Annotated in this window: 11 protein-coding genes, 3 pseudogenes and 1 riboswitch; of the genes and pseudogenes, 11 read left to right on the top strand and 3 right to left on the bottom strand. The window is 35.0% G+C overall.

What is annotated here, in order from left to right:
* Positions 1–527 precede the first annotated feature (527 nt).
* Together ACVBAX_RS13100 and ACVBAX_RS13095 are read right to left on the bottom strand one after the other, a co-directional pair.
* Positions 528–2,432, bottom strand: a complete 1,905-nt coding sequence (locus ACVBAX_RS13100) for a copper resistance protein CopC (protein ID WP_447117419.1) — start codon at positions 2,430–2,432, stop codon at positions 528–530.
* Between the two features lie 90 nt (positions 2,433–2,522).
* Positions 2,523–3,422, bottom strand: coding sequence for a cytochrome c oxidase assembly protein (locus ACVBAX_RS13095; protein ID WP_160548497.1), 900 nt, complete (start codon positions 3,420–3,422; stop codon positions 2,523–2,525).
* Positions 3,423–3,804: 382 nt separating this feature from the next.
* On the opposite strand from ACVBAX_RS13095, the pseudogene ACVBAX_RS13090 reads away from it, so the two are divergent.
* The 9 genes and pseudogenes from ACVBAX_RS13090 to ltrA (ACVBAX_RS13050) form a co-directional block, all read left to right on the top strand.
* Positions 3,805–3,948 (top strand): annotated as a pseudogene (locus tag ACVBAX_RS13090) (transcriptional regulator); the annotation flags it as partial.
* Between the two features lie 548 nt (positions 3,949–4,496).
* Positions 4,497–4,634 carry a hypothetical protein gene (locus tag ACVBAX_RS13085; RefSeq protein WP_160548498.1) on the top strand — a complete coding sequence of 46 codons (138 nt, stop codon included), beginning with the start codon at positions 4,497–4,499 and terminating at the stop codon, positions 4,632–4,634.
* Entirely contained in the window at positions 4,631–5,044 is a 414-nt protein-coding gene (locus tag ACVBAX_RS13080; protein ID WP_160548499.1) for a type II toxin-antitoxin system death-on-curing family toxin, read from the top strand. Before ACVBAX_RS13085 ends, ACVBAX_RS13080 begins: the two co-directional genes overlap by 4 nt.
* A 461-nt stretch (positions 5,045–5,505) precedes the next feature.
* Positions 5,506–6,800 (top strand): annotated as a pseudogene (locus ACVBAX_RS13075) (IS110 family transposase).
* Between the two features lie 539 nt (positions 6,801–7,339).
* Entirely contained in the window at positions 7,340–7,813 is a 474-nt protein-coding gene (locus ACVBAX_RS13070; protein WP_340906682.1) for a hypothetical protein, read from the top strand.
* 240 nt (positions 7,814–8,053) lie between these two features.
* Positions 8,054–8,181, top strand: a riboswitch (cyclic di-AMP (ydaO/yuaA leader).
* 69 nt (positions 8,182–8,250) lie between these two features.
* The gene (locus ACVBAX_RS13065; RefSeq protein ID WP_160548501.1) at positions 8,251–8,904 is read left to right on the top strand and encodes an NAD-binding protein; all 654 of its coding nucleotides are present in this window, start codon (positions 8,251–8,253) and stop codon (positions 8,902–8,904) included.
* 1 nt (position 8,905) lies between these two features.
* Complete coding sequence (locus tag ACVBAX_RS13060; protein ID WP_447117418.1) at positions 8,906–10,225, top strand: TrkH family potassium uptake protein; 1,320 nt, start codon at positions 8,906–8,908, stop codon at positions 10,223–10,225.
* Between the two features lie 966 nt (positions 10,226–11,191).
* Positions 11,192–13,001, top strand: a pseudogene (gene ltrA / locus ACVBAX_RS13055) (group II intron reverse transcriptase/maturase).
* Between the two features lie 697 nt (positions 13,002–13,698).
* Positions 13,699–15,465, top strand: coding sequence for a group II intron reverse transcriptase/maturase (gene ltrA, locus ACVBAX_RS13050; RefSeq protein ID WP_447117417.1), 1,767 nt, complete (start codon positions 13,699–13,701; stop codon positions 15,463–15,465).
* Positions 15,466–16,557: 1,092 nt separating this feature from the next.
* Here ltrA (ACVBAX_RS13050) and ACVBAX_RS13045 read toward each other — a convergent pair.
* Entirely contained in the window at positions 16,558–17,256 is a 699-nt protein-coding gene (locus ACVBAX_RS13045; protein WP_160548503.1) for a hypothetical protein, read from the bottom strand.
* A gap of 393 nt (positions 17,257–17,649) precedes the next feature.
* Between ACVBAX_RS13045 and ACVBAX_RS13040 the strand changes: the two genes are divergently transcribed.
* Entirely contained in the window at positions 17,650–18,804 is a 1,155-nt protein-coding gene (locus ACVBAX_RS13040; protein WP_160548504.1) for an ImmA/IrrE family metallo-endopeptidase, read from the top strand.
* Complete coding sequence (locus tag ACVBAX_RS13035; protein WP_447117416.1) at positions 18,779–19,324, top strand: hypothetical protein; 546 nt, start codon at positions 18,779–18,781, stop codon at positions 19,322–19,324. The genes ACVBAX_RS13040 and ACVBAX_RS13035 overlap by 26 nt, the downstream gene beginning before the upstream one ends.
* The last annotated feature ends 88 nt before the right edge of the window (positions 19,325–19,412 follow it).

Genomic DNA, 19,412 nt, shown 5'->3' with positions numbered 1-19,412 from the left:
CATGTCCTATAACTATGGTTTTTGGTTAAAAGGTGTGTTTAGTGAAGGGGATTTTTATATGTCATATGTATTAATTCTCTCAAATAATAATAAAAAACCGTTAAAGGGAAATGAACCGCTATTCTTTTCATAAAGAACTCACCTCTTAATTTTCATAAATTAAGAGGTGAGTACAGGTGAGTATTCTTCTAAAACTACTATTCTTTAAAATAAATTTTCATACTCCTCAATTTTTCGTACAATAAAGCCTGCTTTATTTCCCATTTGTTCCTGTCCGATTAATTCAATATCATAATAGAAAAGGCAAGAGTACAGCTATAGAGTTTCTAATTGCAAAGATACTGGGAACATGGAACCGGAAGAAACAGATAAGGACATGGACAATAAAGTCCTAAAAAATGATATTAGAATTGGAATTCATTTCTAAGCATATAAACGGCAAAAAGAATAGGTATGCTTTCTCTACTGCGGAGGTTAAGAAATGGTTGGGTTAGTAATTTATTTACTTGGCTTAAGGATTCTACTTATTACTCCTTGACCATTCTTTCACCAGGAACAACAATGGTATATTCATACTTACGAATGTCTCCATTTGGCTCCTTTGCTTCAACTTTCATCAATAAAGAGCCCGCTCCATGTAGAATATTTCCTGTTATTTTAAACGTTCCTTCCTTTATTTTAAATGCATCATATTCTATATCATTTTCTGGAGGCATAGAAATATTTATTTTCACATTCTCCATATCGATTTCTTTCTTAAAATCTAGTGTTAACACATTCAGTCCTTCCTTTAAAGGAGATATATCAACTTTTAATTCCTGTTCGTACGAGCTTTTTAGTGGATATATCCCCCGTTCCGCCGCACTAGGAGTTGAAACAACTAAAATAGAAGCAAATAGTAGAAGAAATACGCCGTACAAAATTTCGATAATCCCCCGTCTATAAAATTTATTTACGAGAGCGGCGGCTAACTTTTGAAGTGTATTTCTCTGTAAAAATCCTATAAATACAATAAGTAGGGTTAATCCAATTTTAATGATTACAGCTTTTCCCCATTGACTTTTTATAAAACTTTCGAAGGAAAAAGATGGAACATACTGGATAGTCATGATAAAGCCGGTCAAGATGATAACAAGCAAACTCCAGAATGCCCATTTTGAGAAACTTGTTCCAACCTTTTTTAGTAGTTCTCCAAATTCATTTCTTTTGGCCATGGTGAGTAAAGCAAATAAACCTCCTAGCCATATAGAAGCGGCAACCAGATGCAAGATATTTACCATTATAGTTAAAAATCCACCGTATCGGGGATAAGAGGCATGTCCCATTACAAATGGACCCATAAGTAAAGCAATTCCAAAAGCGAGAAATTCTAGCTTCTTAACCATAAAGCCTAACAAAAGAAGAACGATTTGAACAACCGGAATCCAAATATACTGTAAAGAGAAAAACTCTAGCAAAGGGAGGTCTGCCATTTCTATTCTTTGCTGACGAATTAAAAAACTAGCTCCCATAGTGGTCATGAAGATTAATCCCAATGAAATTCGTTTCCATCGTTTATACTCTTTTACTTCCTTTGAAACCAGATGAATAAAAAAATTGGAACCAAACAGGATGGATAATCCTAGAAAGATAAACCAATAGCCAAACTGTTTTAAGTCCAAATCAGGAAACCAAGATGTTTGTATCATTGTCCCAATGCTGCCATCTTCAATAGATGTAAATTCATTGACTGCAAAATAGAAGACATCTACAATTTCTAATTGATTGCTTAGTTCCTCTTCACTTGAGCTTGCATACCAGGTGACTTGATATGTTCCGTCTTCAAGTGGTTCATCAAATTCAACAATTATGTGAGCTGGATCTTCAGGGTCTTTATAAGGCTCCTTTAGTTTTATTGATTGCTGAGTCCTATCAAAAACACCGATTGCTGTTAATTCTGCACTGTGGGTAAACCATAAATCAATCTTATTAGGTTTACCGTTCAATATCTGGCCATCAACCGGAGAATGTTTCACTAATTTTAAAGACTCTGGCTTCTTGGGCTCTTCTCTTAAAACTTTGAAACTAAACGTTTCTGTTAAGATATCGCCATCTAAAGCAATAACATTAATGTTTGCTGTGTATCTGTCAGCAGGTAAAGTATCTGGAACATTCCCGATAATATGGGTTGGATCTTTGGGATCGATATAAGCATTTTCAAACGCTACTCGGTTACCCGAAGACCCCATCAATGTTATTGTGTTTGAATGTAATACAACAGGGTCAAGAAACCAAACTTCAATGGTTTGAGGACTTTCTTTTAATACCTCTTCACCTTCCGGTAGCGTTTTAACTAGCGATGAGTGAGCTTGAGCAAAACTTTCTGGAAATATAGAGAATATGAAAATGAATAGGAGACTAACTTTTCCTATTTCCTTAATAAAAAAACTCACTATATAGAACTCCTTTCAATAACAAAAAAGAAACAAGAAATAGCATCTATTACTCTTGCTCTTTACGAGTTTAGTACTCCAATAAGAGTATTACTTATAAAAAACTTTATCAGGAACGTAATCCTTTAAGCTTTCTATCTTTGCCCACTTAAAAAAGACATAACCAATAATTGAGCCAAACATAATCTCCTGAATAACTTTCATAATTACCCCACCTAACTGTTGATCATCTAATGGAGGTAACGCTTCAAAAAGCTGTGGTGCATTAGCATATGTCGTATACATAGGACTATCCGCAAAGATAATTAGAGCACATGCTGGCGTGAGTAAAACTCCAGCCCCAAATAGATAAGCAATTTTCTTGAGAGCTGATAAAGATTCTAAGCTTTTTGTTGGAGGTACAACTGGTAGCCACATGAAAAATGCTGTAATGGTCAAAATTATGTGAGTAATATTATGCAGTATAGTATTTGAAACTAATACATCAAATATCACCGGAATATGATAGAACGAAAATAAAACATTAAATAATAATAGAGAAATGAGGGGCTTCCTTAGGATTATAAATATCTTATATTTTTTAACAAAGTTGATAATCGGTGTAACCATTTGTTCTGACAAGCCTAGTAAAACCAAAGGGGGCATAACAATATAAATGAGTGATTGTTCAAGCATGTGAGCACTAAATTGATATTTGTCACCTAAAATATGTAGAGGACTTCCTAATGCGAGAAATATAATCATTAATCCGCAAAAGAACGTTACTTTCCCTAAACCATTAACAAAAATTTCTTTGCTTTTTCGTATTTTAAAAAGATAGATTCTAAGGATTAATAGGATTGAAATAAAAAGTAAGGGGTTCCAAAGTTCAAAAAAAGTATAACTAGAAAGTTCAAGGTGCTGGTCTTCTATACCTGAAGCATATACACCTCTCGGAAGATATGAGATGAAAAATACGATTAAAATTATGATTCCTTTCATGAAGGTCATAGGAAAACCTCTCTTCGTTAAATTTTTTTACAAAGTAATACTATCATATAAATTTGTTGAAAATGTGAAGAAACACATAAGTAAAGGTACATCCTCTAGTGAAACCAATTGTTTCTATAGTTTAAGTAGTAATTAATTAGTCTTTTGTATTAGTTTTGGCAAAGTTAGTCCTCTGTACCTCTATACCCCCATCTTGGCTTACCATGACAGCATCGGCAACTTCCTCTTCCTATACAATATTGACACCCACGAATACCAAATAGTTATTTAATAAGCAGTTCACATAGAAATAAATTATTTAACATTCAAACATCTAATTGACCAAAAGAAAAGTTTTACATATACTAATATACAAATAAACGTTTGAATAAGGGGTGTAGTGATGAAACACGATGATGTTTGTGAAATATCCTGTGTGGATGGAGAAAAAGTACAAAAAGTGAAGGAATCAGTCTCCAACCAAAACACTATCGCTGTTGCACAAATATTTAAGGCTCTTGCAGATGACACAAGGATTAAAATTGCTTGAGCGAAACCGCGACAAAATCGCAGAAAAATATAACAATTTACAAAGGCAAATAGCTCAAATTAACTAATAAATAGTTGCTTAAATTTAAATACTATATTATTCCTAATAGCTAAAATCTATAATACATATTAGAAGTTATGAATTTGTTTACTAGAAGTAATTAAAATATGCTTTATATTATTTGTAATATTGATGTGGCAGATAATCTTTAAGTCATTGATAACATCACATCTACAACATTTTGATCATTATTGAACTCACTACTCCTCTAGAAAAAGGGGACCATAGTGGGTTTTCTATATTTTGAAATAACCCTAAATCTATAATAAGAATAAGAATTAAACTACAATAGATTTTAGTCTAATCCGCGAATACTCACTAATTAGCCTAAATTATACATTATATGACACCTTCCGCTATTTTATTCTCATATTCCTTGAAAATTGTTTGAATTTAGTATAAAGTTTATATATACATCACACAATAAACCTGTTTAACATGGTATTAGAGGTGATTGTATGTGCAATAAGGAGGAAGACAACGAAATGGCTATAGATTTAACATATACTGAAAAGGAGCTGAAAGAAATGCAAAAAAACGCACGAAAAAAGAAAATTTTAGCTCTTGTAAATAAAGCATGTGATCGTAACGATGAAGCTCTTAGAAAGTTGAGTAAGAATTGAACTTTGAATATTTAACATATGAAGATTTATTAGCAATACATGATCTTGCACTAGAACGATACGGTGGTTTGGCAGGTTATGAAAAGGGTTGTGTAGAAGCAAAGGCTGCAATGCCACAAGAAGGGTTCGGCGATTTCGAATATTATCCTAGATTGTTTCTAAAAGCTGCAGTTTATATGTATTTCATTACTATTAATCATTGTTTTAAAGATGGAAACAAAAGAACTGGTTATTTAGCAGCTAGTACTTTTTTGAATTTGAATGGTTATAAAATTACCGTTTCAAATGAAGAGTTATTTAATAGATGTATAGAGATTGCTGACAAAAACTCTAGACCTTTACTAGAAGATGTTGAAATTTGGTTGGAAAAACATTCTGAGATTTATTATTACCAAGATGACCTTGATTAATGATTACTTATTTGTCTATATAGAGAGATAAGTAATCATTTTTTAATGCAAACTTTATGAATATGACTAAAATAGTTATTTATTAGCCACCACTATGTTTTGAAGAATTTTTTCTTTAAAGGTAACAGAGGACGTCAAAATGAAGAGTGCTTTTAGATATAAATTAATAATTCAACTATTCGTATAACACCAATTAACACTAATTACCGATTTAGTCTAAACCGCCTTAACCTATTGATATCAATGGGTTTTGGGCGTTTTTTTATGTGCTTAGGTTGTTCGCAAAATTTCTATTAACACTAATCGAACTTACCAAACATCCTTATTCAAGATATGGGGCAGCATTCCTGTAATGAATGAAAATGAGGTTTGAACAAAAAAATAACCTCTTGGTAGAATGAGAGAGTCCTAAAGCCGGCTAGCAAAAAGGACGAACTCAATTAACACCAGGAGGTCTTAAAATGAATTATAACCAAAATGAAAAGATTGCTCAAATCACTTCTCAAACTCTTATTATAGGTGTTGATATTGCCAAGTACAAGCATGTCGCACGTGCACAGGACTATAGAGGAATGGAGTTTGGTTCCCCGTGTTATTTTGATAATACCAAGCCAGGATTTGAACTGTTTCTCAATTGGATCAATCAATTAAAGCTAGAACAACAGATGCAAAAAGTGATAGTAGGAATGGAACCTACTGGCCACTATTGGCTAAACCTAGCACATATACAAAAAGAGAATGATATAAAGTTTGTCGCTGTGAACCCGATACATGTTAAGAGGAGTAAGGAACTTGACGATAATTCACCGACTAAAAACGATGTGAAAGACGCTAAGTCATCGCTCAGTTGGTCAAGGACGGGAGATATGCTGAACCAACGATTCCACAAGGTGTTTATGCAGAACTCCGCGTGGCGAAAAAAATACGTGATCTCCTAACTGATGACCTTCAAACGGTGCAAGGCCAGATTCACAACTGGCTAGATCGGTATTTTCCTGAGTTTTTAACCGTCTTTAAGAGTTGGGAAGGGAAAGCAGCCTTACAGTTTTTAAGGCTAGGAGCCTTACCACATGAACTGACTGATTTCACTAATCAGTTCTTATTGGAACATTTACGAAAGGCAGTTAGTCGGAGTGTGGGACTAAACAAAATACTAGAGTTAAAACAAGCAGCAAAAGAGTCCATCGGACTTCGCCAAGGTGCTGGTATGGCTAAATTAGAACTAGCAACTCTGCTTGATAAGTATGACTAGATACAAAAGAAGTTCGTAGAACTAGATGATAAGATAGATAACCTAATTGAACATATTCCTGGTGTTCAACAAATGTTAGCTATTAAGGGAGTAGGCAGAGATACGGTTGCCGGCTTCTTTGCGGAAGTAGGAAATCTTCAAGATTATTCTCACCCTAGACAAATCATAAAGCTAGCTGGACTGAGCTTGAAGGAGAATACCTCTGGCAAACATAAAGGACAAACAAAAATCACCAAACGAGGTAGGAAGAAGCTAAGGGCTCTCCTTTTCAGGGTTTGTATGATTATGGTTGCGAAGAATTCGGCTTTTAAAGCGTTACATGCCTATTACACGCAGCGTCCGGATAATCCTCTAAAGAAAATGCAGTCTTTGATAGCCTTGTGCAATAAGTTAATACGTATATTATTTGCCATTGGTAAAAAACAATTTGAGTTTAGTGAAGAGCGAATGTTAAAGGATATCCCTCATATGAGAGTAAACGTAGAAGTTGAAAAAACAGCTTAAATCAGTAGGACCAGTATAGTAGAAAAGAGTTTTAGGTGTTAGAAGTCTCGTACATTTGAAGCACGGATTAGTCAGCAAAGCAATAAAACTTCGGGCAAGGACCCTGTGGGGCAGCATGACTGACATCCACCTCATGGAAAGGTTGGACGAAGGAATTTGAGAGCGAAGACTCTGTGAGGCATGGGAGGGTTGACCTCCATAAGATATGTGGATATCCACCAGTGCGATCATATTTTTACTCATCCACCATTTTTTTGTAAGTGCGTGGCTGATGAGCTATCAGTCTTTTTACTCCAAAGCTCCAAATTTATCCTTACGAGATAAATCCAACCATAGTATCGAGCTTAAACTCTAAAATTACAATTTATAAAATACTGAGAATACTGGAGAAAACGTGAGTTTTCACTTTGTTTATTGAGGGAGGTTTATGGAATAGGAACTATTCTTATTAGTAAAATCGTTGGTAATTGCATTAGGTATAAATAGAGAAGGATTTCTTCGGGAATGATATACACAAACAAATTGAAAGGTCGATGTTATTGAAGAAAAAGCAAATGTTTTCTCTAACTATGATAGTCATTCCTTGGCTTTCTGTTTTGTTTATGGACAAGAAATCATTCTTAAGGTATTTACCTGTTGCAAGTTTTGTTAATCTATTTATAAGTGTCTTTAGTGTCATCAGCAATAAGAAAAGATGGTGGAAAAATAAAAACCCATTCTCCCCAGGGAATGTAGATTTCTCATACATATTAGGGCCATACTTTGTAGCAACATTATGGATATTTAAATTTACTTATGGTAATTTCCCGAAATATTTGATTGTTAATGTAATGCTAAATATCTTTAATGCTTTTCCTATGGCTACTGTGTGGGAAAAGGTGGGTGCATTTAAATTTAAAAAAATCACTCATACTAGCTGGTACTTTATTTGTATATTGCTATCAATTATTATCTACGGATATCAATATGTCATCGAAAAAACGATTGTAAATGAGAGTAGACTAAAATTATAGTTATAAAATATATCGCTTACGCTAGCTACTGTTAAAAGGGTGTTGATCCAGAGGTGGATTAATGCCTATTTCTGTTGAATTTCTTTGTTGTATAAAAGAAGCAGTTTTACTCAAGAGGAATAGCAAAAAAATAAAGACATAAAACAAAGTTACGCTTTGTAGATATTTTCTTCTAGCTTCAACATTTAAACCACTTATTGACAACGAGAAAAAGTGGATATATATTTGTCTAAGAAAAAATTAAATGAAATGCCTAATCTAAATTGAGCGGGGGAACCAATCTTTTGGGGTGAATCTACGTTTAGTAGAAGGAGACTCTCAACTCCTAATCCGTCAGCTAACCTCGTAGGCGAATTGAGGGTGGAATGTATTTAATGATACGGGCCATTCTATTTTTTAGAATGGTCTTTTTTATTTTCTGGAAAGGACGGAGACAAATGAAGCAAATAGCCGTACTAGGATTGGGTAGATTTGGAGGGAGTTTAGTTAAAGAATTTAATGAATTAGGAATTGATACAATGGCAGTAGACAAAAGCATAGACAAAGTAAATGAATTTGCTTCTTATGCCACTCATGCTATCCAAGCAAATACTCTTGATGAACCTACTCTGAAGCATTTAGGTATTAGAAATTTTGATTTAGTGGTTGTCTCATTCGGAGACGATATTGAAGCAAGTATCTTAACTACCCTCCATTTAAAAGAGCTGGGAGTTAAGCAAGTGTGGGCAAAGGCTCAAAATGACTATCATCATAAAGTTTTAGATAAAATTGGTGCGGATCGAATTATTCACCCAGAAAGGGACATGGCCAAACGGGTAGCCCATTATATCGCATCCGAAAAAATTATTGATTATATTGAACTTTCTAAGGACCATAGTATCGTTGAAATAGTAGCATCCGATAAATTACATAATCAAACTTTACTTGAACTCGATGTTAGAGCAAAATATGGGTGCAGTGTGGTTGCTGTTCAGCGCGGGGAGGACGTAATTGTTGCACCAGTAGCGGAAGAGGTATTACAAAAAGGAGATGTTTTGATTGTGATAGGACATAATTCCGATTTAAACCGTTTTGAAGAAAAAGGTGTGTAACATGAAAAATAAATTTATAAACGTAAATCCGTCGCAATTATTGGTTTTGGTTTTTGCTATTTCTATACTATTGGGTACAATTCTTCTTAAACTTCCTTTTGCAACGACAACTACTGTTAGTTGGCTGGATGCACTTTTTACAGCTACATCAGCCATGACAGTTACAGGCCTTGTAGTTGTTGATACAGAAACAGCCTATACTCTTTTTGGTGAGATCGTCATTGCTTCTTTAATTCAGTTAGGGGGATTAGGGATCATGTCCTTTGCTGTCCTTATCTACTTGGTTCTTGGAAGGAAGATTGGTTTTAAAGAAAGAGTTCTCGTCCAACAGGCTTTAAATCAAACTTCTCTAGGAGGGGTTGTTCAATTAGTAAGAAATCTATTCATCTTTTCATTAGGTATCGAGCTAATAGCCATGATTTTACTATCTCTGCGTTGGGTTCCTGAAATGGGGTTTGCTAAAGGAATCTATTATAGCTTTTTTCATTCTATTTCAGCCTTTAATAATGCTGGATTTGCCTTATGGTCTGACGGTTTAAGCCGTTATGTTGGAGATCCAGTTGTTAATATTGTTATAACTTTACTCTTTATCATAGGGGGAATTGGCTTTACCGTTTTAGCCGACCTAAAGAATAAACGAACGTTTCAAAAGCTTAGCCTACATTCGAAAATTATGATCATTGGTACGTTTGTTATAAACCTATTAGCCATGTTCTTTATATTCTTCTTGGAATATGGAAACCCCAATTCATTAGGGTCCTTATCTGTAGTGGAAAAATGGTGGGCATCGTATTTTCAAGCTGTTACGCCTAGGACAGCAGGATTTAACACTTTAGATATTGGGAGTTTAACCGACCCCACTATTCATCTAATGATTCTCTTAATGTTTGTAGGTGCTGGAAGTGCTTCTACAGGTGGGGGAATTAAACTAACCACATTCTTAATTATTGTGTTGACGGTTGTTACTTATTTAAAAGGAAAAAAAGAAATCGTTGTTGCTAGAAGATCTATAAGCGATACCATCATTTTTCGGTCACTTGCTATTACTATGATTGCTCTAACATTAGTATTTTTAGCTGTCTTTGTATTAACCATTACGGAGGATTCAACTTTCTTACCAATTTTGTTTGAGGTTGTTTCTGCTTTTGGTACCGTAGGCTTATCTATGGGGATTACTGCTTCCCTTTCAATTATTGGTAAGATAGTTATTATCATAGTCATGTTCACTGGTAAATTAGGGCCATTAACACTCGCATTTTCTCTTGCACGGCAGGAAAAATCTAAAATACGTTATCCTCAAGAGGATGTTTTAACAGGATAAGTATGTATGATTCATTTGGCCACCTTTAAGGTGGCTTTATTAAAGATATTTCAAGTTTGTGATAGGGGGCATTAATTTAGAAAGATTAATGCTTTTTCTTATGGAATCTTTTATTGCAGTTAAGGGCAGCATCCTTTAATGAGATAATGAGAATGAAATTTAAAGCTATGATTGTGAACCCATACACTTAAATAATAGGGGGCTTTTATTGTGCGAAATGTTTCTGGCTCAAATTGAGATTGGCTACAATACTCAGGTAAAGGTCAGACAGTTCCTGTCGGAACTGAAGGGTTATATCGAAGAATCAAATGATGGGGTAACGCCCTGAAGGGTTCTCTCTTAGTCGAATAGCATTTGAGTTAGTAAGAATGATAGTGTTATAAGCTCGGCGAAAAGGCGTGAGAAATTACCGTAGCAGTTTTGGCTGCCGAAAGCCTCCTCGATGGAGTGGTGTAATTCATGGTGCTTGAGTTGATTGAATATGGTGAGAATGCAAATAAACCTATAATAAAAGGTTAAGCTGACGAACTTCTGAATGTACGGGTCTACACGCCCAATACATAGAAATGTGTATATCACTTAATGTGAGGTTAACAGTGGATGAGTAAGACTAACAAATATAAAAGTCCATGATATGTTACAGGCATATGAACGGTTAACAGGCTTACAGGAAGCACCTAAGTTCATTCTATAATAGATATAATTCAACATTGTAAGCTGATATCGTGGAGAGCTTACTCTCTAAGAAGCGTTGATAAGGAAAGCAGTAATGAAAATAGTTACTGTATAACTTGTCTTTGTATCAGTGAAAGTGGTGGCACAGTACCAAGGAAAGGTCTAATCAACCTGGAGGGATAGCCACTAGACTAAAAAGAATCATTCAACCATGTAACACAGTTCTTTATCGGTTAATAAGGTTCTTGTGAGACTAAGAGAGGTTCAACTCCCAAGGGAGTCACCAACTTGTTGAAACGGAAGAAACTGAGACACAATGAATATTACGATATGCAACATTGCTTCGATAATTTATATTCTCAAAGTGTCGATGGTCAAAATTTCTATGACTTAATGAAACTGATCAGATCCGATGAAAATATACGTCTTGCTTATCGAAACATTAAAAGAAACACAGGGAGTAAAACAGCAGGGACAAATAAATTAACCATTGATGACATTAAGCATTTGTCGGTAGAAGGAGTAATTGAACACGTTCAAAATTCGCTTCAATCATACAAACCAGAATGTGTACGACGAGTTTTTATTCCTAAAGCAAATGGAAAAGTAAGACCACTAGGAATACCGACAATCTGGGACAGAATTATCCAACAATGTATCTTACAAGTCTTAGAACCCATCTGTGAAGCAAAATTTCATAAACATAGTTACGGCTTTAGACCAAATAGAAGTACCCACCATGCAAAAGCGAGATTAGAATCGCTTATCAATATGGCGGGTCTTTATCATTGTGTAGATGTGGACATAAAAGGATTTTTTGATAACGTCAACCATAGTAAGTTACTCAAACAAATATGGTCTATGGGCATTAAAGATAAATCCTTACTCTCTATTATTTCAAAGCTATTGAAAGCAGAGATTGAAGGAGAGGGTTTGCCAACCAAAGGAACCCCGCAAGGGGGAATACTTTCACCACTCTTATCAAATATTGTTCTAAATGAACTGGATTGGTGGGTCAGTAATCAATGGGAAACGTTTAAGAGTAACCATGAATATAAACAGAATGGAAGTAGAGTTAAGCAACTCAAGAAGTCAAACCTAAAGGAATGTTACATTGTCAGGTACGCTGATGATTTTAAGGTACTCTGTCACTCGCTCGCAAGCGATAAAAATGAATTATGCGATTACGGATTTTCTAAAAAACAGATTACATCTAGAGACAAGTGATGAAAAATCGAAGGTTATCAATTTAAAGAAGAATTCTTCCGAATTCCTTGGGTTCTCATTTCGAGCGATACAAAAAGGGAAAACTAGGTTTGGATTTGTAGCACAATCCAATATGACGAAGAAAGCTAAGTCCAATGCCCTCATTAAAATTAAAGATTCTATAAAAACAATACAGAAAAAACCGTGTGCCGAAACAGTTTGGCACTACAATACAGTAGTAATGGGAATTCAAAACTATTACGCACCAGCAACTAACATTTCTAATAATTTAAGTGAGTTGTCCTCCCACCTAAACAAGACTTTATATAATCGACTAAAGCATTTCAGAACAAAAGCTAAGTTTGATGAAATGACTACCACGCTCCAAAAACGCTATAAAGGATATTCACCACAATTCTTTAAAATTCAAAACATGGTGTTTGTCCCTATCTATGCCCAACGGCATAAAACGAATCTTTGCTTCTCGCAAGATATAAGTAATTATACTGCCGAAGGTAGAAAGAAAATACACAACAATTTAAAAGCGATTAACAAGAGCGTTTTAAGTCATGTCATGAAAATCTTTATTCCAAATCGAACGATTGAATATAACGATAACCGCATTAGCAAGTTCATTGCTCAATATGGAAAATGTGCAGTTACAGGAGCAGAACTTGGTAAGAGTGATTGGCATTGTCATCATAAGATTCCTTACCATATCTCAAAGGATGACCGTTATTCAAACTTGATAGTTCTACATGAAACTCTTCACAGGCTCGTACATCTGAAAGATATTAATAAAATTAATTCTATTCTTGATGATTTACAACTGAACAGCAAACTAAAGGGAAAAGTAAATGAACTCAGAAGCTTATGTAAAAACTATACGATTTGATTGGAATTAAACTAATTTCACTTGAGTACATAGAATTGAATGAATTGGATTAGTTGGAACGCCGTATGCGGTGAAAGTCGCACGTACGGTGTGAACAGGGGGGTGCGACAAGAAGCAACTTCTTCCGCACAAAGTCAGTGTCTCTTCGAGACTATCTAGTTGCATAAGATATTCCCTTCCGAAACTGCATTATGAGTAATCGTAATGTAGGTTGCATAAGGTGATGCCAAACCAGATGCCAGTGTCTTAGCAGATGGAGGCTAGGGGAAAGAGTAGTATGGTTAACGATAAGTGAATCTTTATAAGCATCGTCAACACAGTCGTTAGATAGGACACAGCAATACTAGCGTTTTTATAGGTAGGGAAAGTATTTTCCCCTTTAATACTTTCAATGCAACCCACAGACCTATCGGTGTATTGGAGGAACCTAATCTACTCGCATCTGACAGAAGTTGAACTTGGTAAGTCCATTTGGGGTCCTAAACATAGAGGTAAGCTTAGCGTAAGCGAAGCCCAATTCCCCAAGGGGATATAGGAGGTTGGAAAAAGCAAACGCCACCATGTCGAAAGGCAACAGAAATCGGAAATAACTGGGTGGATAATGTCTTCTGACAAACCCGAAAGGGTGCTGAATTCCAATTGGTGTGCAACATGGGATAAAGCGTTTAAGAATAATTCCAAAGGAGGGTAACAGACGATGTATACTTCTATAAAGAAGTCCGCATTACCAGACATTACTGATTGGGATCGTATTAACTGGTTAAAGATTAGTCAGTATGTAGAGATATTCCAACAACGAATATACCATGCCGAACGTTTTGGGAAAATCCGCAAAGTAAGGGACTTACAAAGGCTACTTATGAAAAGCCAAGCCGCATTACTGCTCTCAATTCGTAGGGTTACCCAAATCAATAAAGGGAAACGTACAGCAGGGGTCGATGGATATAAAGCCTTGACTCCATATGAGAGAGTAGAACTCTACAATAAAATGAAAAATCTAAACATCAATGGCCATAGACCGAAACCAACTTATCGGACATATATCGAAAAAAAGAACGGTAAACTTAGACCACTGGGGATACCAACGATTAAAGATAGAGTCTATCAAAATATTGCTAAATTAGCTCTTGAACCACAGTGGGAAGCCAAATTTGAACCAACCTCATATGGGTTCAGACCAAAAAGGAATTGTCACGATGCTATCGAAAGAATCTTCAATACTATTGGAAACAAAAAGCAATGGATTTTTGAAGGTGATTTCAAGGGCTGTTTCGACAACCTCAATCATGACTATATCCTTGAACAAATAAAGGGATTCCCAGCCTTTAATGTGGTAGAAAAATGGCTAAAAGCAGGCTTTGTCGACAACAAGGTTTTTCATGTATCAGAAAATGGCACCCCGCAAGGGGGTATCATCTCACCTCTTCTAGCTAATATTGCATTACATGGTTTAGAAAGTCTGCTCAATATTAGTTATAGAGAAGAAAAGAGAAAAACTAAGGTATCTTTTGTAAATCAGACTAAGTATGCAGTGGTAAAGTATGCAGATGACTTCGTCATCATGTGTGAATCTGAGGAAGAGGCTTACGAATTATATAACAAGATAAAACCTTATCTAACAACAAGAGGTTTAGAGTTAGCATTAGAAAAGACAAAAGTAACTCATATCGAAAATGGGTTTGATTTCTTAGGTTTTAATATAAGAAAATACAAAACTCACAATGGGAACAAAGTTCTTATCAAACCGTCCAAGGATAGCATCAAAGTTGCTAAAAAGAAGTTAACCGATAAAACAAGACAATTCTATGGAAAAAACGTACAAGTGCTTGTCAGTACACTTAATCCTATAATAATAGGTACGGCAAATTATTGGAGTCCAAGTGTCGCCAAAGAAGTCTTTTCCGAAATGGATTCTCATATTTGGACAACCCAATATAAGTTTCTAAGAAGGCTGCACCCAAAAAAGAGTGGGCGATGGATTATTCAAAGGTACTACAAACCAGATAAAACTGGTCAAAGTAAGAGTAAGTGGATACTAACTGACCCTATAACCAATAACCAACTCAAAAGGATGTCCTGGACACCGATTGTAAGGCATGTACAAATCAAATACAATTACAGTCCTTTTAACAAATACCTAAAAGGATACTTTGAAAAACGTGATATTAAAGAGTTCGATAAAAATAATGTAGCGTATAGGCAAAAGTTAGCCAAAAAGCAAAAATACAAATGCCCTTTATGCACCCACTCAATAACAGATGGTTCTGAAGGGTTAGAAACACATCACAAAATCCCTAGAGTAAAAGGCGGAAGTAATGAATATAAAAATCTAGAATTAGTTCACATTTCTTGTCACCTTGAATACCACAAGGTATTCCCAGCTATTGGAGAAACTCCAAATGACATTCAACATAGAAGTGTCAAGAGATATATCAAGGGCAAGAAACTATCAGGACTAATCTAGCCAAAGTTTGGACAAAGGCATGCTTGAGCCGTATGTTGGGAAACTAACACGTACGGTTCTTAGGGGGGACGGTGACTGAGAGGTTGCCCTTCTACCCGACAAAAGGGAGCGATAATCTCAAACCCTTACCTATCTGTATTAATAACATGTTTCAAAAGGAACTTCAATGTTGCTGCAAGTGAGTAATAATCTTAGAAGGGTTAAAACTCTTTTTATATCAAAAAGGTTTACTTTTGAGAGTACTAATACAGACTTTTAGAGATATCGCGTAAGCTGGTAACGGTAAAGGGGACCTATAAGAAGTAACACCAGTTAGAAAAAATGACGAGTGACATCATAATACTAAAACCAAAAAGCCTTTCAGTATTATTGTGTCATTTTATATTAAGTATCTTTGTGTCATTTTATTAATTCATGTCGCAATCTTTAATAAAATGGATTCCAGGTGCAAATAATTAAAGTAGATGCTCTAAATTAATCTAAGGACACTGAAAAAAACATCAGTTCAGTATGTTTGTGTCACTCTTGTAAGTATTTTTGTGTCGCTCGAGTCAGAACAAAGGGAACAGTATAGTAATAGAAAAGGTACTTCAACAATTCGTATAACACCAATTTTGTGAATTATTTAAAAAGGTGTTATAGACTCCGTATTTTGTCCTATTGTATATAGAATAGAAAAATATGTTCAATTCTGCATTAAGGGTTTGCGGAACAATGTTAAAAAACATAGTCGTTATCTAGACACATATAGGCGAGACGAAAACAAATAGTTTCCTTCAGATGGTATCTTTAGTGGAGAAAGTGTAGAGCATTCTATGCTGTTGTAGCAGCGAAAAAGGCTTCGCTTACCCCAAAAATGGTTGAATTTAATATTACTATTCATGATTATTAACAAAAAAGTATAGATAATTTAAGAAAAGAAATTTTTAGATAATTTAATTGATTATCTTGGATACACAAAAACAATGCTATTTCATTTCAAAACCAGAGAGGAAGTCGTCTCTGGTTTTACTTTTTGTTTTTATTCATAGTAGTAGGGGGGAAATATAATAAGACAGATGACATTTCGGTCACCTGTCTTTTATTGTACTTCTATTCGTTATAAGAATAATGTACAGTGAATATTGGGTCTAAACGATAATCAAAAGAAACAACAGTTTTGTTGGTAGCAGGAATTGGGGTAAAGTATTTCTGAAGTTCCGCTCCATTTTCATCGATTCCTTTTGTTAAGTTTTGATCAACAATCGCGCTAGTTGGCAACAACACCACTAATTCGACTCTACCTCCACTTGGGTACAGTTGTAACCCGGAGAAAGGAAGTTGAGTAACAAATTCATAATGATTTGGTTGTCCTGGTACTTCATAAATGTTGTGCTCATAGGTGATTTCATAAACGAAATGACCTTCCTTTGAACGTCCTGGAAGTTTCGTCAATTCGGTTTTTTTCATTACAGAAACCAGAATGGCCTTGTTTACATCATCCAAGACCTCTCTTAGATTTCCTAACACTGCGTGTTCCTGGATATCTTCTGTACTTTCAAGAATGTCAGCTTTTAGTGGAATCATAGGCAGCTGAAACTGTTCCCCTCTTGATTCAGCATCCTTTCGTAGAAATTCCAATACATGCGGTGGAACACTAGTCCCAGATGGAATGTACCAAAATTGCCCTTCTGGAATTGCCTCAACAGTTTGAAGGAGAGTTTGAACTTTAACCCGGTCAGAACGCCCTTCATTGTAACGGGAAAGCCTTTGAATAGTTGCGGTCATTTCCTGCAAAAAAATAATGTTCATTTTTCTTACCTCCATAGAGTTTGTTATAGATGGAGGTTTTTCCACAAAAGACCTACTACCATTGATTCCCCTTTCTTTACACAATCACATGGATAAGCCTTGTTCCGTATTTTCCATTCCTTTATAAGACAATTTACATTGCCTTTTTAAAAAAATTTTTATATAATGCTTATATGTTTAATAATGGAACGTAGACATCCCTTTGACTGATATTGCCGTATCAGTATGATTGGTTGGTCTATGGGAAAAACAACTATCTGATTATTAGTATAGTTGTTTTTTTTTATGTGGTCAAGCGAAAAAGAAACTTTTCTTTACATTAAAAGTATAATATAATGAAAATAAGGAAAGAATTTTTAACATAAGATTCAACTAAGAGGAGGTGTGTTTAAGATGGAAGACATAGCGAAGGTGATTGGACAGAACATCGAAAGGTTGAAGCAATCTAAAGGATTAACCAATGAAGACATCGGTAACATAATTGGGGTGACCAGAGTTACAGTAGCTAAATACCTATCGGGTGATCAGGTCATTGATAGTGCCAGATTATTTAGGTTAGCTAATAAATATAACCTGCCATTAAAATGGTTTTTAGTTTCAGATGAAGAATCCATGTCATTTATGTTTAGAGCTGATAATCCTCAGGAAAACTTTGACGATGATTTAGCCCATTATCTAAACAAATTTCTTAATGAATACATCCGAATCTTGGAATTGGCTGGAGAAAATAACTTAGCTTTTTTGCCTCAAGCATATAAATTACATCTAAAAGAAAATAAACTGACTGATGATGACCATGAATTAATAAAAGAAATTGCCGAAAAACAAAGAAAAGCATTTGGAGTGGATGAGGTTATTGATTATGACATCTATTCCATACTTGAAAAAAATAATATTAATGTGTTGGCATTAAGAATGGACAATAGTAAGATATTTGGATTATCGGCTTATTCAGAGGATAAGGGTGCTTTTATCATCATTAATGATCATCCTGATATCCCTGAGGAGAGAAAGATATTTAGTGCTGTTCATGAACTAGGGCACCTTATCTTCCACAGAGAGGATTATGACAGGGAGCCGGGAGAATTAGCATATAGTAAATCACGTAATAATATAAACGAAAAATTAGTTGATAATTTTTCAAGTTATTTCTTAATTCCAAGAAATCAACTTAGAGGATATAAAAAACTATTCCGTGGATTCATTTCAAATTTCAGCAATGTTTATGAAGTTAAAAAAGAATTTGGTGTTAGCGCAAAGGCTTTGCTGATGGCCTTAAAAGAAGAAGGATATATAGAACAAAAGACTTTTGGAGCATTATTTAACAACTTAAAAAGAATGGGGTTTGATTTTAAAGAGCCACAACCTATTGAATATATTGAAAAAAATAAAAAAATGAAATCCATTCTTCGTAGATTATACTTAGAAGATAAGGTGACTACAAATAAGGTTGCCGAATTGTTATTATTAAACGACAAGGAGGCACGCCTGCTTGTTAAAGCATGGGCTGAAGAAGAGGACTATGGAGATCAATATACAGAAGATTAGAAGCCTTTTAGGCAAAGTAGGAGTATTAGATAATAATATCCTAAATGATTTCACAGAACTTCAATGTATATCTTTAATTAATAAAGTTTTTGTAAAAGTCTATATTCCCCAAAGTATACTGGATCGTGAAGCAATACTTGAAACCATTCAATCTAATATGGAGTGGTTGGAGTACCAACCAACCGCCTTAGAACAATTCGAATCCTTTGAGTTCTTATCGAGAATATTGGATGAAAAGCCGGCTCTTTCTGAATATGATGCCGAATGTATTGCTATTGCAAGGGAAAAAATGATTTACTGTACATCAAATGAAAAAAGAGTCATGAGTATTTGTCAAGAATATGAAATCGAATGTACAGGGACGGTGGGAATACTTTGTTGTGCATTCGAGCACGGACTTATCAGTAAGGGAGAATTCCATCGTTTAGTAAAAAAATTGTTCTCTCCGGAATGCTCAGCTTATTTAGGGCGTAAAGTAAAGCATGCCTTATTTTCTTACTATAAAATAAAAGAGTCATAAAGAAGGATTTCAGTAGCGAAGAATATAAATGAAGTAAGTTAGGTAGAAAAGGACCATGAAAGTGGTCCGTTTTTTTTCACATATATGC

It is taken from the genome of Robertmurraya sp. GLU-23 (assembly GCF_052983275.1).
The sequence above is the reverse complement of the archived record's forward strand: the minus strand, read 5'-3'. Positions and strand labels throughout refer to the sequence as shown.